Raw genomic sequence first — 22,573 nt, 5'->3', positions numbered from 1 at the left:
GCGCTGAGGCTCGTCCGCCGCGCCGGTCAGGGGCTGGCGACGTCGAAGCCGTATCGCAGCGGCTCGTCGGGCACGGTGTAGTCCCGGCGGTAGAGGTACACCGCTTCCGCGCGCACACCGGGCGGCGAAGCCTCGACCTGGCAGGGGTACGTCACCTGGATCACGCGCGGCCGGCCGGAGACCTTCATCCGCACTCCGTCCGCGGGCCCGCCCTCGAGCACCGCGGTCTCCCAGCCCGTCACGTCGGTCATCTCCACGGAGAACATTTTAGGCCTCGCGCAAGTAACCCTTGGTGTGCAATGGGTCTCGGCCCTCCTGCCCGAGAGGGCTTGGCGGGCGTCCACACACGCATGGCGAATCGCCGGGCCCATCGGCCGATGTGACGGCTGCTACATTCGGCCTCGTGCCGAACGAGCCGGTCCTCGCCGCTCGCCACCGGACGCCGGACGCGGAACAGTGACCGCACAGGCGGCCCCGGCCCGGCTGATGTGGCCGCTGTACGCGGCCGGGTTCACCACCGCCTTCGGCGCGCACGGCGTCGCCGCCAGCCTCGGCGCCGAATCCAAGGACGCGGTCACCTCCCTGCTGGTGCTGGGCGGGCTGCTCGCCCTCTACGACGGTGCCGAGGTGCTCCTCAAGCCGGTCTTCGGCACCCTCGCCGACCGCATAGGCGCCCGCCCCGTGCTGCTCGGCGGGCTCGTCGGCTTCGCCGGCGCGTCCGCGCTGTACGTCGTCTCGGACAGCCCCGGCTGGCTGTGGGCGGCCCGGTTCGGGCAGGGCGCCGCGGCCTCCGCCTTCTCGCCGTCCGCCTCCGCCCTGGTGGCCCGCCTCAACCCGGCCGCCAAGCACGGCCGCGCCTTCGGCAGTTACGGCTTCTACAAGTCCATCGGCTACACGCTCGGTCCGCTGCTCGGCGGTGTCCTGGTGTGGGCCGGGGGCCTGCGGCTGCTGTTCGCGGTCCTGGCGGTGCTCGGCGCGGCGGTCGCCGTCTGGGCCGCGCTCGTCGTTCCCGTCGTACCCCCGCTGCCCAAGGCCCGGCAGACGGTGCTGGACCTGGCGCGGCGGCTCGCCGACCCGGCGTTCCTCGCCCCGACCGGCGCGCTCGCCGCGGCGACCGCCGCCCTCTCGGCCGGTGTGGGTTTCCTGCCCGTCTCCGGCCGCGCCGCCGGGCTGGGCACGGTGGCCACCGGGGCCGCGGTGTCGCTGCTCGCCGCCTGCGCCGCGGTGGTGCAGCCGCGCGCCGGGCGGGCCCTGGACGAAGGGCGCCTCAGAACCCGGTCCGGTCTCGCCGTGGGACTCGCGGTCACCGCGGCCGGCCTGGTCTGCGCGATGCTGCCGGGACTGACCGGCATCCTCGTGGGCGCCACCCTGATCGGCCTCGGCACGGGCCTGATCACCCCGCTGGGCTTCGCCGCGCTGGCCTCCTCGACGCCCCGGGAGCGGCTGGGCCAGACCATGGGCGCGGCGGAACTGGGCCGCGAACTCGGCGACGCGGGTGGGCCGGTGCTGGTGGCCGCGGTGGCCTCCGGCGCCTCGCTGCCCTACGGCTTCGGCGCGCTCGGGATCCTCGTGGGGGCGGGAGCGGTGCTGGCGTTCGTCCGCCGGGGCTGAGGACAGCGTTCTGAAGGGCGCTTCAGCAAGGCAGGTCAAGCGTCACCGCTGCCCCGTCCCCCGGGTTCTCCGCGCGCACCGTGCCCCCGTGCGCCGCGGCCACCGCCTGCACGAAGGCGAGCCCCAGGCCGGATCCTTCGCCGGTGCGGCTCGCTTCGGCACGGGCGAAGCGGTCGAACGCCCGGGGCAGGAACGCGGGCGGGAAGCCTGGCCCCTCGTCCGTGACGGACAGCCGTAGTCTGCCCTCGTGGACAGCGGCCGTGAGGCGGACGTTCCCGTGTCCGTGGCGCAGGGCGTTGTCGACGAGGTTGCCGATGGCGGGCACCAGCCAGCGGGCGTCGACGTCGACGATGGTGTCCGCCGCGTCGCTGGTCAGGCCGCGCCCGGCCTGTTCGGCGGTGCGCAGATGCGGGGCCACGGCGGTCCCGACCAGCTCGGTGAGTGGTACGGGTGCCCGGGTGATGTGGTCGGTGCCGCCGAGTTCCTCCAGGTCCAGCAGGGCGTTGGAGAGATCGATCAGGCGCTGGACCTCGGCGTCCACGGAGCGCAGGGTCTCGGTGAGTTCCTCGGCCGGGCGGGGGCGGTGCAGCGCGACGTCGACCTCGGCCCGCAGCAGGGACAGCGGGGTGCGCAGCTCATGGCTGGCGTCCGCGACGAACCGGCGCTCGCGGACGGCGGACGCCTCCAGCCGGTCGAGCATGCGGTTGAGGGTGTGCCCGAGGCGGGTGATCTCGTCGTCGCGGTCGGCGGGCACGTCCAGACGCAGGTTCTGGGCGCCGTCGGCGAGGGTGGCCGCCGCGTTGCGGTAGCGCTCGACGGGGCGCAGCGCGGCGCGGGCGGTGCGGTAGCCGACGTACGAGGCGGCGATCAGGGTCAGTCCGGAGGCGAGGGCAAGCTGGGCGAGGAGTTCGCGCAGGGCCTCGTCACGGTGGCCGCGCCGCACGGCGGCCACGACGATGCGCGTCTCTCCTCCGGCCCTGACGCGCTTGGCCTGCAGACGCAGCGTGTCCGGAGTGATCGGCAGCAGGGAGCCGATGTCACGTCGTAGCGTGTGCCCGTGTGCCACCGAGTCGAGTTCGGCGGGGGTGAGCAGGGCCCGACGGCCCGCGCCGGCGCCGGCGTCGAGGACCCGGCCGTGCCGGTCGAGGACCTGGTGGAGGCTGCCACTGGGGCCCGGCGGCAGCGCGGTGCCCGCGCGCACGGACCGGTCGAGGCTGCGCTGGTAGGCCGCCAGGTCGTCGTGCAGCTGCCGGTCGAGGGCGGTCTGGACCCGCCAGTAGACCAGCCCGGCCGTTCCGGTCAGGACGAGGGACATGGTGACCGCGACGGCCAGCACGAGACGCGTGACGACGGGCAGCCGCCCGGACCACGCGTGCAGCCTGCCCTGCGGTTTCACCGGGCTGTCTCCAGGCGGTAGCCGCGCCCGCGCAGGGTCGTGATCGTCGTACGGTCGAAGGCGCGGTCGACCTTCGCGCGCACCTTGGATACGTGGACGTCGATGGCGTTGCTGCGCAGGTCGGTCTCGCCGTCCCAGACCTCGTCCAGCAGCTGCAGGCGGGACACCACCCGCCCGGCGTTCTCCATCAGCACCCGCAGGACGGCGAACTCGCGCCGGGACAGATCCAGCTCGGTGTCCGCCCGCCAGGCCCGCTGCTGCTCCGGGTCGAGGACGAGGTCGCCGATCTGCAGGCGCCCGGAGCACTCGGGGCGGCGCCGGGATATCGCGCGCAGCCGGGCCAGCAGTTCCTCCATGGCGAACGGCTTCACCATGTAGTCGTCGGCGCCGGCGTCCAGCCCGGCCACCCGCTCGCTGATCGCGCCGCGCGCGGTGAGCAGGATCACCGGTACGTCGACGCCCTCGCCACGCAGCGTCCGGCAGACCTCGACCCCGTCCAGGCCCGGCAGCATCACGTCCAGGACGATCCCGTCCAGGCGGGGGTCACGGGCGGCGGCCAGGCCGGACGGGCCGTCGTAACGGCCTTCGGCGGTGTGTCCGGACTCGGTGAGGTAGCGGACGACGAGGTCGGTGAGGCGGGTCTCGTCGTCGACGACCAGGTAGTGCATGCCGGCCAGGCTAACCGCCCGCGCCCCCGGATCCGGCCGCCCGAAAGGCTTCATGGTCTGTTCATGTGACATCCCTACCGTCCTTCAGGTCGCGGTGCTCCGCGGACCGCGACCGGTCCGCCGTCCGACGTGCCGGGACGGAAAGGGACAGCCATGGACGCACTGGTGCTCGCCGCCAAGGGCATCACCCACCACATCGCCCCCACCGACCTCACCACGCGCGGCGGCCTCGACATCATCGCCCTGCTGATCCTGGTCGGCTGGCTCTACCGGCGCCGCCCCAGCGCGCCGGCGATGCCGCTGGTCCTGGTCGCGCTGAACGTGGGTCTGTTCGCGGCGATGAGTGCGATCAGCGCGGGCAAGTTCCCGGCCGGGGTCGGCTTCGGCCTGTTCGGCATCCTCTCCCTGGTCCGCCTGCGCAGCGCCGCCTTCACCCTTCGCGACGTCGCCTACACCTTCGTGAGCCTGGTCATAGCCCTGTGCACGGGACTGTCGCAGCGCGACACCTGGCTGGTCGTCGCGGTGGACGTGGTGGTGCTGGTGGCGGTCCTGCTGGTGGACGATCCCCGCGCCTACGAGCCCCCGACCCGCACGGTGAAGCTGACCCTGGACCGCGTCTACGACGACCCCTCCGTGATCGCCGCCGACGTCGCGTTCCGCTTCGGCCGGGCACCGCTGTCGGTGGTCGTCGACGAGGTGGACTACGTCCGCGAGACCACCCGGGTCTCCGCCCGCTACCCCGCCGCACCGGGCGAGTCCGCCACCGCCGAGGACGCCGGGCCGCGCGAGCAGGTGACCGTCTCATGACCCCGGCCGCCCCGCTCGCCGCCGGCCTCGGCCTGTCCGCACTGCGCGGCGCCACGCTCGCCGAGGTCGACGTGGCGGCCGCGCTCCAGCACCGCACCGACCGCAAGTACCTGCTCCCGCTCGACCTCGCACGCCTCCTCGTCGAGGGGCTCGCCGACAGCCACCACGTCCTCGACCTGGCCGGACGCCGGACGACGAGCTACCTCAGCACCTACTTCGACACCGATCGGCTCGGCGCCTGGCGGGCCCATGTGCAGCGGCGCCGCCGACGCTGGAAGGTCCGCACCCGCCTGTACGCGGAGGACGGGCTGTGCCGGGTGGAGGTGAAGACCAAGGACGGGCGAGGCGCCACGGTCAAACACGCTCTCAGGGCCCCCACCCACGCCTACGGCCGGCTGGACGACTCCGCGGCCGAGTTCATCGACGACGTACTGCGCCGCGCGGCCATCCCCGTCACCACCGCGGCACTGTCCCCCGCCGCGGAGATCCGCTACGTCCGTGCGGCCCTCGCCGACCTGGACCACGGAACGCGCGTCACCCTCGACGGCGGCCTCACCTGCCACCGCGGGGACCGCACCGTCGGCCTCGACCCGGGACACGTCCTCGTCGAGACCAAGGGCGGCACCCGCCCCGCCCCCGCCGACCGCCTCCTGCTGCGCCTGGGCGCCCGGCCCGTCTCCCTCAGCAAGTACATCGTCGGTCAGTCGCTGCTCACGCCCGGCCTGCCCGACAACGACGTACGCCGTCTCGCCCGCGCGCACTTCACCACCGAGGCCCCGCCCGCACCGCTCCTCGAAAGGACCCCCGCCTCATGAAGGCCCTGCGCATCAAATGGCAGTACGCGGTCATCGCTCTGCTCGCCGTGTCCGCCGCCGCTTTCGGCCTGCTGCGACCGCAGCTGCTGCCCACGGCCTCCTCGACGAAGCAGAAGCTCTCGGCGACCGACCGCATCAGGCAGAACCCGCCGCCGACCCTCTTCACGGACGCCGAGATCACCACGATCGGCAAGCAGGCCGCCGCCCAGCGTGAGAAGGCCGACGCCCTCTTCGCCCAGTGGAAGAAGGCGCACGGCACCACCCGCGACGACAAGGCGTTCGCCGCCTGGGCCGCCCGGCAGATCCCCGCACCGCCCACGGCGAAGGACCGCACCGCCGAACTCCACCAGGTCCAGGCCCTCGCCAAGACCCGTACGGCCGCCGGGAAGAAGGCGGCCACCTGGCTGGAGCTCAACGGCAAGAAGGACGTCTGGAAGCTCTACCTCCACGACCAGCGCGAGCTGATCCCGGCCCGACAGGGCACGACGGAGAAGGCCGAACTCAAGGCGGCCCTCAAGCTGGCCAAGACCGTCAGCGACCAGCTCGCCGCCCGCGACAAGCAGCCGGCCCCGTTCGTCCTGGACCCGAGCCTCCGCCCGGAGAAGCACATTCAGCCCGGAGCCAAGGGCCCGTACTCCTACCCCTCCCGGCACGCCACCCGCGCCGCCGCGGCCGTCACCTTCCTCGGCGCCCTCTCCCCGCACCGGGCCGAGGACTACCGGTGGATGCAGGACGAGGTCCTCTACTCCCGCCTCTACATGGCCGGCCACGTCTCCAGCGACCTCACCGCAGGAACCCTCCTCGGCGACCTGATCGGCGACTACGAACTCACGGTCGGCGGCCACTGACCCACGCCCACCGCCTCGCCGCACTCACTGGGGCTTCGGCCTGTGGGCGGCGAGGCGTTCGCGTGCCTCCGTATAGGTGTCCGCGTCGATCTCACCGGAGGCGAAGCGCCGGTCGAGGATCTCCTCGGGCGTCTCCCGCGGCTGCCACCCCGGACCCTGCCCGCTGTCCCGCCCCGGGGAGTGCTGCGTGAGCCGAATCACCGCCCACACGACGAGACCGAGCAGCGCGATCCACACGATGGGCATGAAGGCCATCAAGGCCCAGCCACCGCCATGCCAGTACCACACTGTGCCCACCTCCCGTGGAGGCTTCCTCCTCCCACTGTCCCTCGCCCCGCCGCTCCCCGCAGCGGGGCACAGGCTCCCGGCGCCCCTCCCTGCTCATCGCCCGCCGCCGAGCGCGCCCGCGCCTTCGACCGCTTCCGGCGCGCCTCCGACTCCCGCAAACGACGGCACCGGGCTAGGCCTGCCCGTCGTCCGCCACCTCGTCCACGCCTCCGGCGGAGAGTCAGCCTGCACCCGGCCCCGGCCCCGGGCACCGGCCTGGACGCCGCCGTGCGATTGGGGCAGGCCGCAGGCCGGTCACGCCACGGAAGTGTCCGCCCCCCGACCGGCACCGGCCACCGCGACAGCGGGCCCAAGGCTTCACCGGGGCCGGTAGGAGAGCACCGACTCCGTCTGGGCAACGACGAACGCGTGTCGTCCATACCCGCCACTTCGCGTCGTCACGCCCGCGGACCGAGGCCCGGGGGAGGTGAGGTTCAAGGAAGTTGACACTCAAGGGAGTTGACAGTGCCGGGGCGTGACGCCAGAGTCCCGGCTGATGGACATGAACGATCTTGCGCCTGCCGAACTGAGGCTCTGGCGCGCCTTTTCCCGGGGCGCGGCGGTGGACTTCCGCACGGCGGAGGACGAGGACCCGGCCCAAGGGGAGGGCTGGGGCCCTGAACGGACCGTCCGGGCAGCGGTGTTGCGCGCCCTTCTCCTGGACGGACCGCAGGATGACGGGGAGATAGCCGCCCTCAGACTGGACGGCGCGCGCATCACCGGCGTACTCGACCTGCAGTACGGCTCGATCGACCATCTCCTGCGCCTGCGCCACTGCTTCTTCGAGGACGTGCCCCAGTTGTACGCCTCCCGGCTCCGCGAACTGGACCTCACCGGCTCTGTGATGCCCGGCCTGGCCGCCGCCACCATGCGGGTGGAGGGCATCCTGCACCTGACGCGCTGCCGGTTCCGCGGCCCGGTGCGGCTCGGCGGGACGGAGATCGGCGGGCCGCTCTTCCTGAGCGGGGCCGAGATCGTCCCGCCGGACACCGCGCGGCCCGCGCTCGGGCTCAGTCACGCGACCATTGGCGACGACCTCTGGGCTCCCGGACTGCGAACGCACGGGGAGGTGACGCTCAGCAGCACCTCGATCGCCGGCTCGGCCAGCCTGGACGACGCACGGCTCAGCCATCCGGGCGACGTCGCCCTCGACGCGCAGACACTGCTCGTGGAAGGCGACTTCCGCATGCGGCACGTCCGCACAGAGGGCTGGATCGGCCTGCGCGGTGCCCGCATCACCGGGCGGCTCGACCTGTCGTACGCGTCCCTGTCCAATCCCGGCGACGCGGCACTGCGCGCGAGCAGTTGCACCGTGGGGGAACTCTGGCTGCGCAAGAGTCCGCCCATGGAAGGCGCACTGAATCTGCGACGGGCCCAGATCGAGGTGCTGGTCCTGGAGCCGGAGGCGGTGCCGGCCGATGTGTTTCTCAGCGGCCTCGTCTACACCGCCCTCACCCCGCACGAGCCCGCCGAACGCCGCCTGCCGATGCTGGAGCGCGACGGCGAAGGCTACGTCCCCGACGCCTACGAACAGTTGACCGCCGCCTACCGCCGCGCCGGCGACGACCACGCCGCCCGTCTCGTCCAACTCGCCAAGCAGCGCCGCCTGCGCGGCACCCGGGCCTGGTACGGACGCCTGTGGGGCTACGTCCAGGACGTCACCGTCGGCTACGGCTTCCGCCCGCTGCGCGCCTGCGCCTGGCTGTTGTCCCTGCTGGCCGTCGGCTCGATCGCGTACGCCCTGCACCACCCCCGCCCACTCAAGGCGTCCGAGGCCCCGCACTTCAACCCGGTCTTCTACACCCTCGACCTGCTGCTACCCGTGATCTCCTTCGGCCAGGAGGACGCCTTCGCGCCGGACGGCTGGTACCAGGCGCTGTCCTACGCCCTCATCATCACCGGCTGGATCCTCGCCACGACGGTCGTCACCGGTGTGACCAGGACCGTCAGCCGCCAGTGAGGGCAGTGCCGCACGAAGTCGGTGATCTGGACCGCCTTCGACGTGGGAGGGCGGGTGGCCGGGGTGTCCACGGGCGTGCGTGCATGTCCGCCGCTGTTCGTCGGCGTTGTCACGCACTTGGATACGCACTGTTGCTGCCCGTTGATTCCCGCTCAATCGGGCATACGGGCGATACGACGGAGTCGATGGGCGCGGATCTCGCCGTAGAGCACGTTTGCCGCAAGTATGAGAAGTGCGGTCTCTATGGTCGCTGACCACGGTTCAGGCACCCACCAGTGACCTATGACCGCCCACCCGGCGAGGATTGGCACGGCGAGGAAGTAACCGCGCAGACGCACACGCAGCCGACGCACATCGTGCCGTGGTTCAACTGCCATGATGGCCCTCTGTCATCGCGGGGTGATGTCTGAGTACGAGCGTATGCTGCCCACCTTTGCCCGGCAGGACAATGCTCCTGGCTGGGCGCAGCGTGACGTCGGGCCCGAGTGAGTCCTACAGCTTGTCGTCGCGTTCCAGGATCAAGCTGATCGAGCCGGCTTCGAGGTCGATGCCGCTCTCAAGATGCTCGTGGTAGCCGTTCCGGAGTTCGGGATCGGCGAGACCGACGAGCCGTTCGGCCAGGTCTCGCAACCCGGCGGCGTTGCCGCAACAGTGATTTCGGTGGCTGTCACACTCCCACCTCAACCCACCACCTGGCAGGCAGCGGCCAGGGTGAGGGCGTCGGCGAGGCTTTCCGACCACGGCATCCCCGCTGGAGACGATCGCTCTGCTGGTCGGTCACAGCAGCCAGGCGACCACCGAGGCGGTCTACCGCAAGAAGTTCCGGCCCGTGATCACGGAGGGTGTCGAAGCGATGGACGACGTCTTCGCCGAAGATCACCGAGTGCGTCGGTCTCGGTTGGTGCTTCGGGCCCTAGATCTCAAGATCATCTCCAGGGTTTCTCCATGATCGTTGAGCAGGGCTGCCTGATCGACCACACTGAGCCCCTCGGATCGACTCGAAGCAACCCGAAGGGGGTTTAAGTAGGGCGAGTGTGTCGCTGACCTGCTGCGATGGTCCGCCGCCGTCCGCGCTTGTCTGGGGCTGTTCGCCAGCGTTGTCACGCAGTTCCAGTGGCAACTGCGGAGACCTGCGCAGTTGTGCCGTACAACCCTGAAGGGGCTCCAGGGGTCTTGTGGGCAGTCTTGTCTTCCTAGTGGGGGTTGCATCACTGTGCGTGTGCGCAGCATTTCGGCCGTGACGGCGCTCGCGGTCACCCTCAGTTCTGTCGCCCTGATCGGGTCGGCCGCGGGCGCTGCTGTCGCCGACAGCAGCGCCGCGCTGCCCATCACGTCCAGCGGCGACATCATCGTGGACGGCGTTCACCGGCGGGTCTTCATCAGTGACCCGTCGGGAGGCAAGGTCGTTGCCACCGACTACAACGGCACCGTCATCGGGACGATCACCTCGCTGCCGCAGGCTGACGGCCTGGAGCTTTCCGCCGACTCGGCAACGGTCTACGTCGCCGTGCCGGGAACTGATGAGATCGTGGCCATCGACACGGCGACGGTCACCGAGACTGGGCGGTACGCGACGGGTGACGGCACAGATCCGCAGCACCTGGCGCTCGCGGGCGGCAAACTTTGGTTCGGCTATGGCAGCGTCGGTCACGGCAACATCGGCTCTCTCGACCTGTCCGGCGGGCAGGCGCAGGTTTCGCTCGCCCAGGAGGCCGAGGGAACGTGGAACGACGCTCCCCTGCTGGACTCGGCACCCGGCGCTCCCAACACCCTGGCGGCCGGCTCGCGCCAGTACTACTTCACCCTCGGCATCTATGACGTGTCGTCCGGCACGGCCGGCCGGACCGCGTTCCTCGGCGGGCAGGACGCCGCCATCGGCAACACCGCGGAGGACCTGGCGCTCACCCCGGACGGCACAGAGCTCGTGGTGGCCACCACAGCAGGCGACTTCCAGCAGGTCTTTCGGACCTCAGACCTGTCAGAGACCATCAGGTATCCGAGCAGCTACTGGGAACAACGGTCGGTGGATGTCGCGCCGGACGGCCTCGTCGCGGGGGGCACCGACACTTACGCCTCCTTCAACCTCCCCCATGTGTCCGTCTACAAGCCGGGTAGCACGGCCCCGAGGCGGACCGCCAACTTCACCGACTACCAGAATGGAGTCGCCCAGGAGACCCTGCTCGACCACGGCGACCTCGCTTTCGCGCCCGACAGCAGCCGGCTCTTCGCGGTCACACACGACCTCCTCAACAGGTACCGCCTGCGCGTCGTCACCGACCCCGGCAAGGCCGTCACCAGCATCACGGTGAACGCCCCGGCGACGGCCGACCGTGCCAAGTCGCTGACCGTCTCCGGCAAGGTCACGAACACGCTCGGGCTGCCCGCGGGGACCACCGTCGCGGTCACCCGAACGGACTTGGATTCCCCGAACGGCAAGGCGCTCCCGGCCGCGACAGTGAAGGCGGACGGGACCTTCTCCTTCACCGACACCCCGCCCGCGGGCGGCAAGGTCACGTACAAGGTCTCCTATGCCGGCGGCGCCGATCGCACGACTGCCTCCGCCTCCGACACGGTCGAGGTCTCCCGGAACTCCACGACCCTGACAGTGAACAAGAACGGCAACATCTACGCCTACGCCAGTAACGTGACGTTCACCGCCCACCTCGGCACGACGTACAAGAACCGGGCGCTCTCGCTCTACGCGGACACCGCGGGCGACGGCAAGGGCAAGTACCTGGTCAAGACCGGCACCGTCAACAGCGAGGGCAACCTGTCGGTCACCTTGCCCCTGAAGCGCGACACCACGGTGAGCGCGTACTTCTCCGGCGACGCGCGGACCGCCCCGAAGACGGCCAAGAGCTGGGTGGGCGCGCAGGTCAGGGTGTCGCTGAGCCTGAGCCGCTACTACAAGACGGCCACGGTCAACGGGCACACCAAGTACTACTTCCGGAAGACGACCAATCCGCTCCTCACGACCACGATGACGGCCTACCCCGGCCGCTCGCAGAGGCTGCAGTTCCAGATCTACTACGACGGCGCCTGGCGGTCGGCGGGGTCCCAGTACTTCAAGCTCGACTCCACGGGCAAGTCGGTGGTGGAACTGGGCGGCACGCACCAGACCGGCTACTCGATGCGCGCGCGGTCGTCCTACATCAACGACTCCTCGGGCGACACCGTGAACTCGACCACGCACGGCTCCTGGAAGTACTTCACCTTCACCAGCTGAGGCCGCCCGCCCCCCGAGGCCCGGCGCATCCGATGGCGCGCCGGGCCTTGGGATACATCTTCCTCACGGGATGCGATAGAGCCGAGTGCCACGCTCAAGGACACGATGGCGCGTCGACCACTGCTCGGAGCGGGCCGCGCTGATGTATCCGCACTCGGATCTTGAGCGGCAGAGGAAAGTGGCGGTCGGGCTGGATCGGATGTCCGAGGGCAGCGCAACGCGACGGCTGACCAGCCGGGCGAGGGGGCATCGGGCGCGAGGCCCCCGATCCTGACGGGCTGGTCGCATGGGTCGCGGGGTACTGGCGTACGCCTACGCACCCGGCTGCCCATCCCGTCATGGTGTCACCGTGGCGCAGGCGGGGAACGTGAAGTACCCCTTCGAGATGGACGCCGTCGTGTACTAGGAGAAGGACGTGTTGACTGAGATCGAGGGGCTCACCGAGGCGGGCATGCGCGTCGAGAAGAACGCGAAGGCCAAGGACGGCATCCTCCTCGCGCACGCCTAGTGCCGTGACCGGATAGGTTCACCGAGGTCTCGTGGTCTGCGGGTGCGCGAGTGACCGCTGCTCCCCGGTTTTGGCTGGTCGCAAGGCGGAACGACCTCGTTTGCATCGCTGTAATCAACTTGCTGACCACCCCGGCGCGCGGGCAGGGTCTGGATCATGCTTGAACTACGCACCTTGAAATCAGACGACTGGCCCCTGTGGCGGGAGTTGCGACTGGCCGCGCTTGCTGAGGCGCCCTACGCGTTCGGATCGACACTGGCCCAGTGGCAGGGCTCCGGCGACCGAGAGGAACGCTGGCGCGCCCGTCTGTCGATTCCTGGCGCGCACGACCTCGTCGCACTCCTCGACGACCTCCCGGTAGGCATGGCCAGCGGAGTGCCGGGCGAGGGAGCAGGGAACGTGGAGTTGATCTCGATGTGGGTCAACCCCGCGGCTCGGGGCAAGGGCGTGGGTGACCACCTGATCCAGGCGATCGAGCGGTGGGCGGCGGAGCGCGGTGCCACGACGATGCGGTTGTCCGTCATGCCGGACAACCGCAAGGCGACCGCGCTCTATGAGCGGCACGGTTTCACGGACACAGGTGAGCCCGGCGATCTTCTGCCCGATGGCGTGGGCAGGGAGCGGGTCATGGCGAAGAGCCTGGCCGCTGTCTGATCTCCACATCCGGGCACGGCGGGATTCCCCACGCGCTCAGGCTGCGGCGGCGAGGGGGCGTCCGCCCCAGCGGATGCCCTTCTCGCTGCGGATGCGGGCGCGTTCCCTGCGCTGGGCGGCTGACCAAGACGCAGGTCATACCCATCACGGACGACGAGCTGAGGAACCTGCCGCTGCCCACGGCGAAGGCCATCGAGATCGACGCGTTCGTGCCGCTGGAGTCGGTGGACCCGATCCGCATCGGAGAGGGCTACTACCTGCAGCCGTCCAGCCAGGTCGCCGCCAAGCCGTACAAGCTGCTCGTGCAGGCCCTCGGCCGCTCCGGCAAGGTGGCCGTCGCGAAGTACGCATGCTCCGGCCGCGAGCGGCTCGGCCTGCTCCGCGTGAAGGACGACGTCCCGGTGCTCCACGCGATGCGCTGGCCGGACGAGATCCGCGACCCCGCCGAGCTGCTGCCACCCCCGGTCGAGGTGAGCGACGAGGAGATCGAGGGCGCGCTCGCCCTCATGGACACCATGACCACCGACTCCCTGGAAGGGGAGGAGTTCCAGGACCACTACACCGAGGCCATGGCACAGATCACCGAGGCGAAGCGAGAGGCCAAGCCGCTCCCCGAGGCACCGGAGCCGGAGCAGCCCGCCCCCGTGCTCGACCTGATGGCCGCCCTGAACGCGAGCGTCGAGCAGGCGAAGGCCGCCCGCGGCGAGCCGGCCAAGGTGCACGAGATGCCGAAGCCGAAGAAGAAGGCGACCGCGAAGAAGCAGCCGGCCACGGCCAAGAAGGCCACAGTGAAGAAGGCGACTGGTCGCCGGCCTCGCAGCGCCTAGTCGAGGACGCCCAGCTCGGTGTCTGGGCGGCAGAAGGCGCACGGCTCGATGTTCGGATCGGTCAGTGAGACGCGTGCCTCGTGATCGCGGATCGGGTGGGGGATGCCCTCGATCATCGTGCAGTCGTCGACGTGGATCACGGCGGGCTCGGGTCCGTTCGGGGTGCGCTTCTGCTGGACGACGAACCCACCCCGGGTTTTCGCCTGCGCCAGGGGCGGGAGCATCTTTCCTCCCTTGGCCGGCCGGCCCGGGCGTCGCGGGGGCGGCGCCTCGCTGCGGCCGAGGGCCTCCTGGACGGCCTCGCGCTGGAGGCGGAGGTAGATGCCGACGGTCTCGTGGTCGGCCACCTGCTTGTCGAGGTGCGCCAGGATCACGCGCAGGCGCGCAGAATCAGGAGGCAGCTCGCTCACATGTTCGATTCAAGCACTACGGCAGCACCACGTCGACTCCGGGCGCCGGTGTCCCGTGCCACTGGATCTTGACCGTGTGCCATCGGACTTTGACGGACGCGATTTTGTGTCATCGGAGTTTGATCACCGCAGGTCGGCGACTCGGCGCACCGAAGGTGCGCTGAGTCGCTGACCTGCACTTATGTGCAGCGCCTCGTAAACGTGAAGGTCAGAGCGTTGCGATCGTCGTGCAGGCTGCTCGATTTGTGGGGACGGTGGGGTCAGGAAGGCTTGACCGCCGAGACCGGGGTGACGGTCACCTTGTTGTCGCACTCGGCCCACACCCCGTCGTTCAGGGCGACCTGGTGCTTCCCGGAGTGCGGCAGCCCGATGACCATCGTCGGATATGTCACCGGGTCCTTGCCCGACACGCAGTAGCCGTCGGCCTCCCCCTGGACCTGGACGAAGGTCAGCTTCACCCACGCCTTGCCGTGCGGCCGGACCGTCACGGTGGCCGCCCTGCCGGTGGGGGTGACCTTGAGCGGGGTGTTGTGGGCGGGGGAGCCGTTGCCGGCGCCCGCGACCGTCGGATGGCCCTTCAGGACGCACGTCCTCCGGGAGACGTTGGTGAACTGCACGACCGCCGCCCCGGTCCCGGTCCCGACGGGCCGGTGGACGGCCTGCCAGGCGCTGACCTGGAGGGCGGAGGCCGGGCAGGCGGGCGGCGGGGTGGAGGTGGTGGTGCTCGCCGCCATGGCGGTGCCGGGCAGGATGCCGGTCACCGCCGCCGCGACGGCCGTGACCGCCGTCGTCGCCAGAGCCGCCCTGCGAATGCCGTTGCTGTGCCGCATGCTGTCGTCCCCCTGAGTCGTCTCGTCCGCGGGTTTCGGTCGTCGGTTGTTGCCCCGCGGTACGTGTGGTCGTGGTACGTGAGTGCAGACGGGGCGGGAGAGCGGCAGGGTTCCGTGCGGCGACTACTTGTGACGGAACGGTGACGACAGGGGTTGGCGGGCAGTTTGGCCGCGGCCCAGTCGTAGACGCGTGGTCCCTTGGCCCCGTCACCGCAGGACAGGGTCTGCCAGGCGTCCTTGGGTGCTTCCTCGATGAGCTGGTCGATGCGCCAGATGCCGGCCAGGGACTTGATCTGCTGGGACTTCGGCACTGCCACGACATAGCCGACGTCGAGCTGTTCGAGCAGGCGGCGGAAGGACCAGTCCTGTCCGTAGGCTTCATCGGCGGTGACCCATGCGACGGGCAGGCCTGCGGCGATGCAGCGACGGACCAGGCCCCTGGCCAGCTCGCCTTTGGTCGCGAAGGTGCGCTCGTCGGGGATCTTCGCTTCCCGGCACCGCTCACGGTCGTTGGTCCAGCTCTTGGGGAGGTAGAGCTCGCGGTCGACCAGGGCCCTTCCGTGGCCGGTGGCGTAGGCCGCGAAGACACCGATCTGGCAGTTGTCGATCTTTCCGGACGTGCCGGTGTACTGCCGGGATACCCCGGCCGACGTGGTGCCCTTCTTGATGAACCCGGTGTCATCGATGATCAGGACTCCGTCCGGACCCAGCCGTTGGCCGACGTACTCCCTCAGGTCGTCTCGGACGGCATTGGCGTCCCAGCGGGCACTATTGAGCAGGTGCTGCAGTCCAGCGGGGTCTCGATGTCCTGCGTACTCAGCCAGTTACCAGCCGTTCTTCCGGCCCACTGGCGCCAACAGGCCGCGGACATAGTCCCGCATCCGCCACCGCAAATCTGCTCGCCCGAACCGGCCCGCCACCCGTGCGAAGACAGACTCCAACTCCGCGGCCCAGCCCTCGACTTCAGCAATCCCCTCCATGACAGGACAACGAGAACAGCCAGCTCAGGACACGATTTCTGACTGGAGTACTAAGTGATCGTTTCAGAATGAAGTTCGTTGTGAGGCTTGGCAGTTGAGTGTTGTGTCGGCAGGATCTGTCGGGTGTCCGCTGATCTTGTGCCCGATGGCCTGTGGGAACGTGTGGCCCCGCTGTTGCCTGCTCGTCCGCCCAGGCGGCGTCGGTATCCCGGGCGGTTGCCGGCGGATGACCGTGCTGCGCTGAGGGGCATCGTTTACGTCCTGTGCAAGAGCGTGAGCTGGAGAGACGTCCCAGCAGAACAGATCGGATGCAGCGGTGTGACGGCCTGGCGGCGGCTGCGGGATTGGACCGAAGCCGGTGTCTGGCCCCGCCTTCACGCAGCCCTCCTCATCGAGCTGCGCCGCGCCGGCCTGCTGGACATGGACGACGCTGCCGTCGACGCCTCGCACTTCAGGGCGCTCAAAGGGGGGCTCACACCGGACCTTCGCCGGTCGACCGCGCCCGCCCGGGCAGCAAGCACCACCTCGCCACCGACCGGCACGGAACCCCACTCGCCATCACCCTGACCAGCGGAAACCGACACGACATCACCCAGCTCATCCCGCTCCTGGACGCGATCCCCGCAGTCCGCGGGCTGGTCGGCCGGCCCCGCAATCGCCCCCGACGGGTCTTCGCCGACCGCGGCTACGACTTCGACAAGTACCGCCGCATCCTCCGGACCCGCGGCATCACACCCAAGATTGCCCGACGCGGCGCTCCTCACGGGTCCGGACTCGGCAAGACCCGCTGGGTCGTCGAGCGCACCTTCGCGTGGCTCCACCAGTTCAAACGCCTTCGCATCCGCTACGAGATACGCGCCGACCTCCATCTCGGCCTGCTCCAACTCGCCTGCAGCATCATCTGCTTGAGACGACTCCGCACCTCATTCTGAAACGATCAGTAAGGCCGTCCGTGCTGAGGAAGCGGGCCGCCGAGGCACCTGGAGAAGGTCTTCACCGCTCTGCTCGCCCAGGCCGACGCCGAAGCGACCTCGGCTGGATCGTCGCGGTCGACTCCTCATCGACGCGCACGCCGTCGATCTCCTCAGCATCCCAGGACCGGTACACCGGGCCGTGGGCCGCCACCTGATGCTGTGGCAGGTTCGCCCGAGGTACACGGCCGCCGCCCGCTCCTGGGAACGGCGGCCGCTAGGATCAAAACACTCAGAGCTTGGTGAAGCACATCGTGTGGCCCAGGCCCCGACGGGTGACCTTGATGCCGTAGTCGTACTCCGACCCGCACCGCTGGCCCGCGACCACCAAGTCGCCCATCTTGTACTCAGCCTCGGGAGAATCGCAGTGGACGACCGTCGGTACCGGACTGCCCTGAGGATCCTGAACCTTGACGCAGTCACCGATGGTGGGATTGTGCGATGCCACCTCGGCCTCCTCCTTCGCCTTGCCACCGTTGGGGTTGGTGTTGTAGTCCCAGACCCAGTAGCCGACGGCACCGAACACGGCTATGACGACAACGGCGGACTTCAGCATCCGCCCCAAGCCGCCCGGCTGCGGACGCTGCGGTTGCTGCGGCTGCCCGTACGGCGTCTGATTCTGGTACTGCTGCGAAGGTGTCGACATGCTTGCCAATCCCCGTTGTTGAGTATCGGAACGTGATCAAAGCGAGCGTGAGACTATCCCCCGGGAACGCACGGCCGCCAACGACGGTCGTAGCACGAAGTCACCTAAAGGGTGTTGTGATCGAGATCGAGCCCGGCACCTTGACCGTCTCCGACAGCAGCGCCAAAACAACCAAAAGCGGCCGCTACTGGCAGGAACACCGCTACGGCGACAGCGACGATGCCCGCTGGACCCGCGTCGAACACACCAGCAGACGTCGCGTCGCGCAGCGCCATGGCCTTGTGAGCGGGTGTTGTAGCCGGCGGGTCACCCTGTGCCGCGAGCACATCGCCCGCGCATGCGAGCGGAGGTCCTGAAAGCCGAGGCTATCGCACCCGGGCAAGGCGCCAGGTGCAAGCTGAGCGGCGGAGAGTGGTGCCGTCGTGGGCGTCGACGGGGCCACCGTCTGCGGTGTGGCCGAGGATGGGTCCCTCTCCATGATGAGCAAGAAGACGGTCACCACGGGGAGGCCAACCACTGTGCCTGCCCCCAGCTTCTGGTGTTGGTAGACCGCGGACCGGCGGACAGCTCGTCTTGCGTTCGCTGACCGCCTACGACACTAACCCTTGGGAGTGATCATCTAATTGGACGGTGCCAGGGAGCGCACGACGTCGAACTCGTTGCCCTCGGGATCGGCCATGACCCCCCAGCTCCGGCCAGAGCCCTGGCCCACGTCCACCTTGGCGGCGCCAAGGCCAAGCAGTCTGGCCACCTCGTCGTCGGTACTGCCGTCGATCGGGCTGACGTCCAGGTGAAGCCGGTTCTTCACGATCTTGCCCTCGGGCACCTGGATGAAGAGCAGGGTGGGCGGCATCTGGCGGGCCCGGACCTCCTCGACGGTCGGCTCCCAGGAACCGATCTCGACCTTGCCATCGCTCCGGTCGATCACCTTGAAGTCCAGGACCGCGCACCAGAAGGCCGCGAGCCGCTCCGGATTGTGGCAGTCGACAACCAACTCGGTGAACCTACTGCTCATTACTCCCCCAGACAGTACGGACGAGAGCTCAGCCTATGGGGCCGCGCCACCTCCGGTCCGGAATCGCTACGACACCTCGGTCATCGAAGATGCGCGGACGGGGTTGTGCCGGCCCGCCGCCGGTAGAACCCCGCACTTACTGATCGTTTCAGAATGAGTTGAGCTGTGGGTCTTGCACTCGTCGATCTTGGTCAGCAGGGTGTCCGGGTGCGTGTTGATCTTGTTTCTGACGACCTGTGGGAGCGGGTGGCCCCGCTGTTGCCGCCCGCTCCCGAGCGGCGGCACCGCTACCCCGGGCGGCTGCGTGTCTCCGACCGAGTGGCTCTCACTGGCGTCATGTACGTGCTGCGGACCGGCGTTGCCTGGCGTGACGTGCCAGCCGAGATCGTGGGCTGCTCCGGGGTGACGGCCTGGCGCCGACTGCGGGACTGGACCGAGGCCGGCGTCTGGCCACGCCTGCAGGCCGCCCTGCTGACCGAGCTTCGCCGCGCCGGCCTGCTGGACCTGGACGACTGCGCCGTGGACGGCTCGCGCGTCCGGGCACTCAAAGGGGGGATCACGTCGGCCCCTCACCCGTCGACCACGCCCGCCCCGGCTCCAAGCACCACCTGATCGTCGACCGCCACGGAACCCCGCTCGCCGTCACGCTCACCGGCGGCAACCGGCACGACGTCACCCAGCTCCTGCCGCTGCTCGACGCCGTCCCATCGATCCGGGGACTGCGGGGACGCCCCCGCCGCAAGCCCCGGCGCCTGTATGCCGACCGGGGCTACGACTTCGACAAATACCGCCGCCTGCTGTGGAAGCGCGGCATCAAGCCGATGATCGCCCGGCGCGGTGTCGTCCACGGTTCAGGGTTGGGCAGGGTGCGGTGGGTGGTCGAGCGCACCTTCGCCTGGCTGCACCACTTCAAGCGGCTCCGCGTCCGCTACGAGCGACGCGCCGACCTCCATCTCGGGGTCTGCCGCACGATCGGTTGACATCTGAACTGGCTTGCCCTGTGGGGCGGGTGGGAAGGATGCCGCTGTGCCCAAGCCTTATCCGGAAGAGTTCCGCGAGGACGTCGTGCGGGTCGCGAGGAACCGCGGTCCGGGTGTGACGGTCGAGCAGGTGGCCGCCGACTTCGGAGTGCACGCGATGACGCTGTGGAAATGGATGCGCCGCGCGGACATCGACGACGGGACAAAGCCCGGAACGACCAGCCAGGACAACGCGGAACTACGGGAAGCGCGTCGGCGGATCAGGCTGCTGGAGCAGGAGAACGAGGTTCTGCGCCGGGCCGCGGCCTACCTGTCACAGGCGCATCTGCCGGGAAAAGGATCTACCCGCTCGTGAAAGAGCTGGCCACGGACGGAATTCCCGTCACGGTCACGTGCAGGGTGCTGAAGCTTGCCCGCCAGCCCTACTACCGCTGGCTCGAACGGCCGCTGACCGACGCCGAGTTCGAGCAGGCCACACGAGCGAACGCGTTGTTCGACGCTCACCGCGAGGATCCGGAGTTCGGCTACCGATTCCTGGCCGACGAAGCCCGCAGCGCGGGATCCGGCATGGCCGACCGGACCGCGTGGCGGATCTGCCGGGACAACAACTGGTGGAGCGTGTTCGGCAAGAAGCGCGGCAGTATCAAGAAGGCCGGCCCGCCGGTGCACGACGACCTCGTCCGCCGTGACTTCACCGCGACCGGCCCGAACCGGCTTTGGCTCACCGATATCACCGAACACGCCACCAGCGAAGGCAAGTTGTATCTCTGTGCGATCAAAGACGTCTTCAGCAAGAGGATCGTCGGCTACTCGATCGACGCGCTGATGAAGTCCCGCCTGGCCGTCACAGCCCTGAACAATGCTGTTGCCCGGCGTGGACACGTCGCCGGGTGCATTCTGCACAGCGATCGCGGATCGCAGTTTCGGTCGCGGAAGTTCGTCCGGGCGCTCGATCGGCACCGGATCGTCGGCTCGATAGGGAGGGTCGGGGCGGCAGGCGACAACGCGGCTATGGAGTCCTTCTTCAGTCTGCTGCAGAAGAACGTCCTCGACCGTCGGGCGTGGGCCACCCGCGAGGAACTGCGGATCGCGATCGTGACCTGGATTGAGAGGACCTACCACAGGCGCCGCAGACAAGCCTCGCTCGGCCGACTGACCCCCATCGAATTCGAGACCGTCACGACCGCACCGGCCCTCCAGATCGCGTGACCGAACCTGTCACCCAAACCTGCAGCAGACCCCCCGGAAGAAACTGAAGCCTTGCGAGTGCCACGGGTTGACCTACGTCTTCAGTGGACACGGCACCGCCAACGGTGCTGCGAGCCGTCCGGGAGCGAAGCTAGTCGACGTGGCTCGTCGTGCCGGCGTTTCGACTGGCACCGTGTCCAACGTTCTCAACCGCCCGGAAGCGGTAGCAGGGCCGACCAGGTTGAAGGTGCTGGAAGCCGTCGCCGAACTTGGTTACGTACGTAACGCAGCAGCGGGGGAGCTGGCCGCGCACTGGCGGCGCTCCGGATTTGCCACCAGGTTGTTCCAGCCGGCGGCCACGGGGGTGCACCCCAAGCGCGGCAGTCAGGAGGAGCACCCAGTGCCCGTGGTCGCGGAGCCGTGGCCGGGGATTCCGGCACGCGGACGCGGAGCCTCCAAACGTGCTGAGGCGTGCTGGGTGCCGATCGCGCCAGGGCTGACACCGCACGGGCTGCGCCACACCCACAAGACGCTCATGAGAGAGGCGGGTACCCCACCAAAGCTCATGGACGAACGCATGGGCCACGAGGACGGCTCGGTGCAGTCCCGCTACGACCACATCACGCCCGGGATGCGGCGGGCCCTGATGGCCGCGCTGACCGAGATGTGGGAGGAAGCGTTGGACGCGAGCCGGGCGATGACCCCCGGCTCGCCGGTGGTCGCTCTGGACGCGCTGCTGAAGGCTCGCCAGTAGGGCTCCGTTCGCCCTGTCCTGGAGACGAATCCCAAGATCTTCTCCAGGATTTCTCCAGAGAGCCACCAAGGAACAGGTCAGGGCCGGTCTCCTCAGTGGAGAACCGGCCCTGACCTTGTACTTCTCTGTCGGGGTGGCGGGATTTGAACCCACGACCTCTTCGTCCCGAACGAAGCGCGCTGCCAAGCTGCGCTACACCCCGATGTCGCTGCTTGTCGCGGCGACGTCGTTTACTTTAGCCCACTGGTGGCCGGAGACGAAATCCGGTTTAGCCGCCGTGGCGGACCGGGGTCGGGCGGGTGTGGTCCAGGGCGATCAGGAGGACCGCCAGGGCGTACATCGCGAGCCCGATGAGGAGTGCGTTCGCCAGGGTGCTGCGGTAGCCGTGGGCCTCGACGTCGAGGAAGGGGTAGAGGTAGCGGGCAGGGGTGGTCGGGGGGACGAACGTGGCCCGGATCAGGGAGAAGGCCAGGTAGGCCAGGGGGTAGAGGAGCCAGCTCGCCGCCTGGCGGAGGTGCAGTCGGGCCGCGGGGGTGAGCAGGAGCCAGTCCAGGACGGCGGCCAGGGGGACCACCGTGTGGAGGAGCTGAAGGGCCGCCCACTGGGCGTGCCAGCGGGCCGGGGGTGCGCTCGCGTCCGTCATGGAGAACGGGGGCGTCGTGTGCGCCAGGAGCAGGTGGTAGACCAGCGCGGTGATCACGGCGTAGAGAAGTATGGCGCCTGTCACGGACGAGGGAAGCGGGCGGCGGGCCCGCCAGGCCCTGGACGCCGACATGAGCATGACCACTGCCAGCAGGATGCCGGTCTGGACGCTGAAGTAGCTCAGGGTCCGGGCGGGGCTGCCCAGTAGGAGTTGCAGGGCGACGCCGGCCGCCGCGGCCAGGGCGGTCAGAAGGCGGAACATCGCTGCCAGGGGGCGGCGGGCCGGGGCCACCACCGCCGTGGCCGGAACCGGGGCGGGCAGCAGGAGGGGCGGGCCCGGGACCGCGGGCAGGTCCGGGATCTCCCTGGGTATGGGGGCGGTCATGCCCCCACGCTAAGCAGGGGGGATGAAAGGGGCCATCCGGGGCAGTCCGGGCGGGTTATGTCGGTCCCGCAGATCCCGTCATTGACGCCGGATGCCGTCAATGAGGCGGATCCCGTCAACGACGT

General features: G+C 69.6%; 23 protein-coding genes, 1 tRNA gene and 1 pseudogene. 13 read left to right on the top strand and 12 right to left on the bottom strand.

From position 1 onward, the window contains the following. Window positions 1-26: 26 nt before the first annotated feature. Entirely contained in the window at window positions 27-266 is a 240-nt protein-coding gene (locus tag ACIF83_RS37745) for a hypothetical protein (protein WP_393484648.1), read from the bottom strand. A gap of 220 nt (window positions 267-486) precedes the next feature. Here ACIF83_RS37745 and ACIF83_RS37740 point away from each other — a divergent pair, with 220 nt between their 5' ends. Next, window positions 487-1,611 (top strand): MFS transporter, encoded by a 1,125-nt coding sequence (locus ACIF83_RS37740; RefSeq protein WP_399734234.1) that lies wholly within the window; start codon window positions 487-489, stop codon window positions 1,609-1,611. 22 nt (window positions 1,612-1,633) lie between these two features. Here the strand turns inward: ACIF83_RS37740 and ACIF83_RS37735 are convergent, their stop codons facing one another. Together ACIF83_RS37735 and ACIF83_RS37730 are read right to left on the bottom strand one after the other, a co-directional pair. Further along, complete coding sequence (locus tag ACIF83_RS37735; RefSeq protein ID WP_399734002.1) at window positions 1,634-3,007, bottom strand: ATP-binding protein; 1,374 nt, start codon at window positions 3,005-3,007, stop codon at window positions 1,634-1,636. Then, window positions 3,004-3,675 carry a response regulator transcription factor gene (locus ACIF83_RS37730; protein WP_393484650.1) on the bottom strand — a complete coding sequence of 224 codons (672 nt, stop codon included), beginning with the start codon at window positions 3,673-3,675 and terminating at the stop codon, window positions 3,004-3,006. Before ACIF83_RS37730 ends, ACIF83_RS37735 begins: the two co-directional genes overlap by 4 nt. Before the next feature lie 153 nt (window positions 3,676-3,828). Between ACIF83_RS37730 and ACIF83_RS37725 the strand changes: the two genes are divergently transcribed. Genes ACIF83_RS37725 through ACIF83_RS37715 form a run of 3 tightly spaced genes read left to right on the top strand, consistent with a single transcriptional unit; the run spans window position 3,829 to window position 6,145 of the window. Further along, entirely contained in the window at window positions 3,829-4,482 is a 654-nt protein-coding gene (locus ACIF83_RS37725; RefSeq protein WP_399733999.1) for a DUF4956 domain-containing protein, read from the top strand. Continuing rightward, window positions 4,479-5,297 carry a VTC domain-containing protein gene (locus ACIF83_RS37720; protein WP_399733996.1) on the top strand — a complete coding sequence of 273 codons (819 nt, stop codon included), beginning with the start codon at window positions 4,479-4,481 and terminating at the stop codon, window positions 5,295-5,297. Before ACIF83_RS37725 ends, ACIF83_RS37720 begins: the two co-directional genes overlap by 4 nt. After that, on the top strand, window positions 5,294-6,145 hold the full coding sequence (locus ACIF83_RS37715) for a phosphatase PAP2 family protein (protein WP_399733993.1): 852 nt from the start codon (window positions 5,294-5,296) through the stop codon (window positions 6,143-6,145). The genes ACIF83_RS37720 and ACIF83_RS37715 overlap by 4 nt, the downstream gene beginning before the upstream one ends. A gap of 24 nt (window positions 6,146-6,169) precedes the next feature. On the opposite strand, the gene ACIF83_RS37710 is transcribed toward ACIF83_RS37715, so the two are convergent. Then, window positions 6,170-6,391 carry an SHOCT domain-containing protein gene (locus tag ACIF83_RS37710; RefSeq protein WP_398141904.1) on the bottom strand — a complete coding sequence of 74 codons (222 nt, stop codon included), beginning with the start codon at window positions 6,389-6,391 and terminating at the stop codon, window positions 6,170-6,172. 577 nt (window positions 6,392-6,968) lie between these two features. Between ACIF83_RS37710 and ACIF83_RS37705 the strand changes: the two genes are divergently transcribed. Continuing rightward, complete coding sequence (locus ACIF83_RS37705; protein ID WP_399734231.1) at window positions 6,969-8,432, top strand: membrane-associated oxidoreductase; 1,464 nt, start codon at window positions 6,969-6,971, stop codon at window positions 8,430-8,432. A gap of 492 nt (window positions 8,433-8,924) precedes the next feature. Here the strand turns inward: ACIF83_RS37705 and ACIF83_RS37700 are convergent, their stop codons facing one another. Then, on the bottom strand, window positions 8,925-9,062 hold the full coding sequence (locus ACIF83_RS37700; protein ID WP_399733989.1) for a hypothetical protein: 138 nt from the start codon (window positions 9,060-9,062) through the stop codon (window positions 8,925-8,927). 589 nt (window positions 9,063-9,651) lie between these two features. On the opposite strand from ACIF83_RS37700, the gene ACIF83_RS37695 reads away from it, so the two are divergent. The 3 genes from ACIF83_RS37695 to ACIF83_RS37685 all read left to right on the top strand — a co-directional run bounded on the left by ACIF83_RS37695 (window position 9,652) and on the right by ACIF83_RS37685 (window position 13,647). Next, window positions 9,652-11,658 (top strand): Ig-like domain repeat protein, encoded by a 2,007-nt coding sequence (locus ACIF83_RS37695; RefSeq protein WP_399733986.1) that lies wholly within the window; start codon window positions 9,652-9,654, stop codon window positions 11,656-11,658. A 664-nt stretch (window positions 11,659-12,322) separates the two neighbouring features. Then, window positions 12,323-12,820 carry a GNAT family N-acetyltransferase gene (locus ACIF83_RS37690; protein ID WP_393484657.1) on the top strand — a complete coding sequence of 166 codons (498 nt, stop codon included), beginning with the start codon at window positions 12,323-12,325 and terminating at the stop codon, window positions 12,818-12,820. Window positions 12,821-12,939: 119 nt separating this feature from the next. Next, the gene (locus tag ACIF83_RS37685; RefSeq protein WP_399734228.1) at window positions 12,940-13,647 is read left to right on the top strand and encodes a Ku protein; all 708 of its coding nucleotides are present in this window, start codon (window positions 12,940-12,942) and stop codon (window positions 13,645-13,647) included. Here ACIF83_RS37685 and ACIF83_RS37680 read toward each other — a convergent pair. From ACIF83_RS37680 to ACIF83_RS37670, 3 genes are all read right to left on the bottom strand, one after another. Next, a complete protein-coding gene (locus ACIF83_RS37680; RefSeq protein ID WP_399733983.1) occupies window positions 13,644-14,057 on the bottom strand; it encodes a DUF6233 domain-containing protein in 414 nt (137 codons plus the stop codon). The genes ACIF83_RS37685 and ACIF83_RS37680 overlap by 4 nt on opposite strands. 260 nt (window positions 14,058-14,317) lie before the next feature. Next, window positions 14,318-14,887: a DUF4232 domain-containing protein gene (locus ACIF83_RS37675; RefSeq protein WP_116152629.1), complete on the bottom strand. Its 570-nt coding sequence runs from the start codon at window positions 14,885-14,887 to the stop codon at window positions 14,318-14,320. Next, entirely contained in the window at window positions 14,815-15,666 is an 852-nt protein-coding gene (locus ACIF83_RS37670) for an IS701 family transposase (RefSeq protein WP_399734226.1), read from the bottom strand. Before ACIF83_RS37670 ends, ACIF83_RS37675 begins: the two co-directional genes overlap by 73 nt. 324 nt (window positions 15,667-15,990) lie before the next feature. Here ACIF83_RS37670 and ACIF83_RS37665 point away from each other — a divergent pair. Continuing rightward, window positions 15,991-16,799, top strand: a protein-coding gene (locus ACIF83_RS37665) for an IS5 family transposase (RefSeq protein WP_399733980.1) whose coding sequence is annotated in 2 segments (ribosomal slippage) — window positions 15,991-16,330 and window positions 16,330-16,799 — 810 coding nt in all. Because the reading frame shifts where the segments join, the coding sequence is not laid out codon by codon here. Between the two features lie 271 nt (window positions 16,800-17,070). On the opposite strand, the gene ACIF83_RS37660 is transcribed toward ACIF83_RS37665, so the two are convergent. Next, window positions 17,071-17,484: a hypothetical protein gene (locus ACIF83_RS37660; RefSeq protein WP_399733977.1), complete on the bottom strand. Its 414-nt coding sequence runs from the start codon at window positions 17,482-17,484 to the stop codon at window positions 17,071-17,073. A 116-nt stretch (window positions 17,485-17,600) separates the two neighbouring features. On the opposite strand from ACIF83_RS37660, the gene ACIF83_RS37655 reads away from it, so the two are divergent. Continuing rightward, complete coding sequence (locus tag ACIF83_RS37655) at window positions 17,601-17,840, top strand: hypothetical protein (protein ID WP_393484661.1); 240 nt, start codon at window positions 17,601-17,603, stop codon at window positions 17,838-17,840. Between the two features lie 263 nt (window positions 17,841-18,103). On the opposite strand, the gene ACIF83_RS37650 is transcribed toward ACIF83_RS37655, so the two are convergent. After that, a complete protein-coding gene (locus ACIF83_RS37650) occupies window positions 18,104-18,499 on the bottom strand; it encodes a VOC family protein (protein WP_398141955.1) in 396 nt (131 codons plus the stop codon). 207 nt (window positions 18,500-18,706) lie between these two features. Between ACIF83_RS37650 and ACIF83_RS37645 the strand changes: the two genes are divergently transcribed. The 3 genes and pseudogenes from ACIF83_RS37645 to ACIF83_RS37635 form a co-directional block, all read left to right on the top strand. After that, window positions 18,707-19,479, top strand: a protein-coding gene (locus tag ACIF83_RS37645; protein ID WP_399733974.1) for an IS5 family transposase whose coding sequence is annotated in 2 segments (ribosomal slippage) — window positions 18,707-19,046 and window positions 19,046-19,479 — 774 coding nt in all. Because the reading frame shifts where the segments join, the coding sequence is not laid out codon by codon here. Between the two features lie 46 nt (window positions 19,480-19,525). Next, window positions 19,526-20,688, top strand: a protein-coding gene (locus tag ACIF83_RS37640) for an IS3 family transposase (RefSeq protein WP_399733971.1) whose coding sequence is annotated in 2 segments (ribosomal slippage) — window positions 19,526-19,810 and window positions 19,813-20,688 — 1,161 coding nt in all. Because the reading frame shifts where the segments join, the coding sequence is not laid out codon by codon here. Window positions 20,689-20,722: 34 nt separating this feature from the next. Continuing rightward, a pseudogene (locus ACIF83_RS37635) lies at window positions 20,723-21,421 on the top strand (LacI family DNA-binding transcriptional regulator); the annotation flags it as partial. Between the two features lie 128 nt (window positions 21,422-21,549). Here ACIF83_RS37635 and ACIF83_RS37630 read toward each other — a convergent pair. Both ACIF83_RS37630 and ACIF83_RS37625 read right to left on the bottom strand, forming a co-directional pair. After that, a tRNA-Pro gene (locus ACIF83_RS37630) sits at window positions 21,550-21,623 on the bottom strand. A gap of 66 nt (window positions 21,624-21,689) precedes the next feature. After that, window positions 21,690-22,448: a Pr6Pr family membrane protein gene (locus ACIF83_RS37625; protein WP_399733968.1), complete on the bottom strand. Its 759-nt coding sequence runs from the start codon at window positions 22,446-22,448 to the stop codon at window positions 21,690-21,692. Window positions 22,449-22,573: the final 125 nt, after the last annotated feature.

The sequence above is a fragment of the Streptomyces sp. NPDC085866 genome (assembly GCF_044541035.1).
Taxonomy (GTDB): Bacteria; Actinomycetota; Actinomycetes; order Streptomycetales; family Streptomycetaceae; genus Streptomyces.
This window is presented reverse-complemented; position numbering and strand designations above follow the sequence as displayed.

Coding starts and splice junctions, on each gene's coding strand:
- ACIF83_RS37745 (WP_393484648.1), bottom strand. CDS start 266: ATGTTCTCCGTGGAGATGACCGACGTGACGGGCTGGGAGACCGCGGTG.
- ACIF83_RS37740 (WP_399734234.1), top strand. CDS start 487: ATGTGGCCGCTGTACGCGGCCGGGTTCACCACCGCCTTCGGCGCGCAC.
- ACIF83_RS37730 (WP_393484650.1), bottom strand. CDS start 3,675: ATGCACTACCTGGTCGTCGACGACGAGACCCGCCTCACCGACCTCGTC.
- ACIF83_RS37725 (WP_399733999.1), top strand. CDS start 3,829: ATGGACGCACTGGTGCTCGCCGCCAAGGGCATCACCCACCACATCGCC.
- ACIF83_RS37720 (WP_399733996.1), top strand. CDS start 4,479: ATGACCCCGGCCGCCCCGCTCGCCGCCGGCCTCGGCCTGTCCGCACTG.
- ACIF83_RS37715 (WP_399733993.1), top strand. CDS start 5,294: ATGAAGGCCCTGCGCATCAAATGGCAGTACGCGGTCATCGCTCTGCTC.
- ACIF83_RS37710 (WP_398141904.1), bottom strand. CDS start 6,391: ATGCCCATCGTGTGGATCGCGCTGCTCGGTCTCGTCGTGTGGGCGGTG.
- ACIF83_RS37705 (WP_399734231.1), top strand. CDS start 6,969: ATGGACATGAACGATCTTGCGCCTGCCGAACTGAGGCTCTGGCGCGCC.
- ACIF83_RS37690 (WP_393484657.1), top strand. CDS start 12,323: ATGCTTGAACTACGCACCTTGAAATCAGACGACTGGCCCCTGTGGCGG.
- ACIF83_RS37675 (WP_116152629.1), bottom strand. CDS start 14,887: ATGCGGCACAGCAACGGCATTCGCAGGGCGGCTCTGGCGACGACGGCG.
- ACIF83_RS37660 (WP_399733977.1), bottom strand. CDS start 17,484: ATGTCGACACCTTCGCAGCAGTACCAGAATCAGACGCCGTACGGGCAG.
- ACIF83_RS37650 (WP_398141955.1), bottom strand. CDS start 18,499: ATGAGCAGTAGGTTCACCGAGTTGGTTGTCGACTGCCACAATCCGGAG.
- ACIF83_RS37625 (WP_399733968.1), bottom strand. CDS start 22,448: ATGACCGCCCCCATACCCAGGGAGATCCCGGACCTGCCCGCGGTCCCG.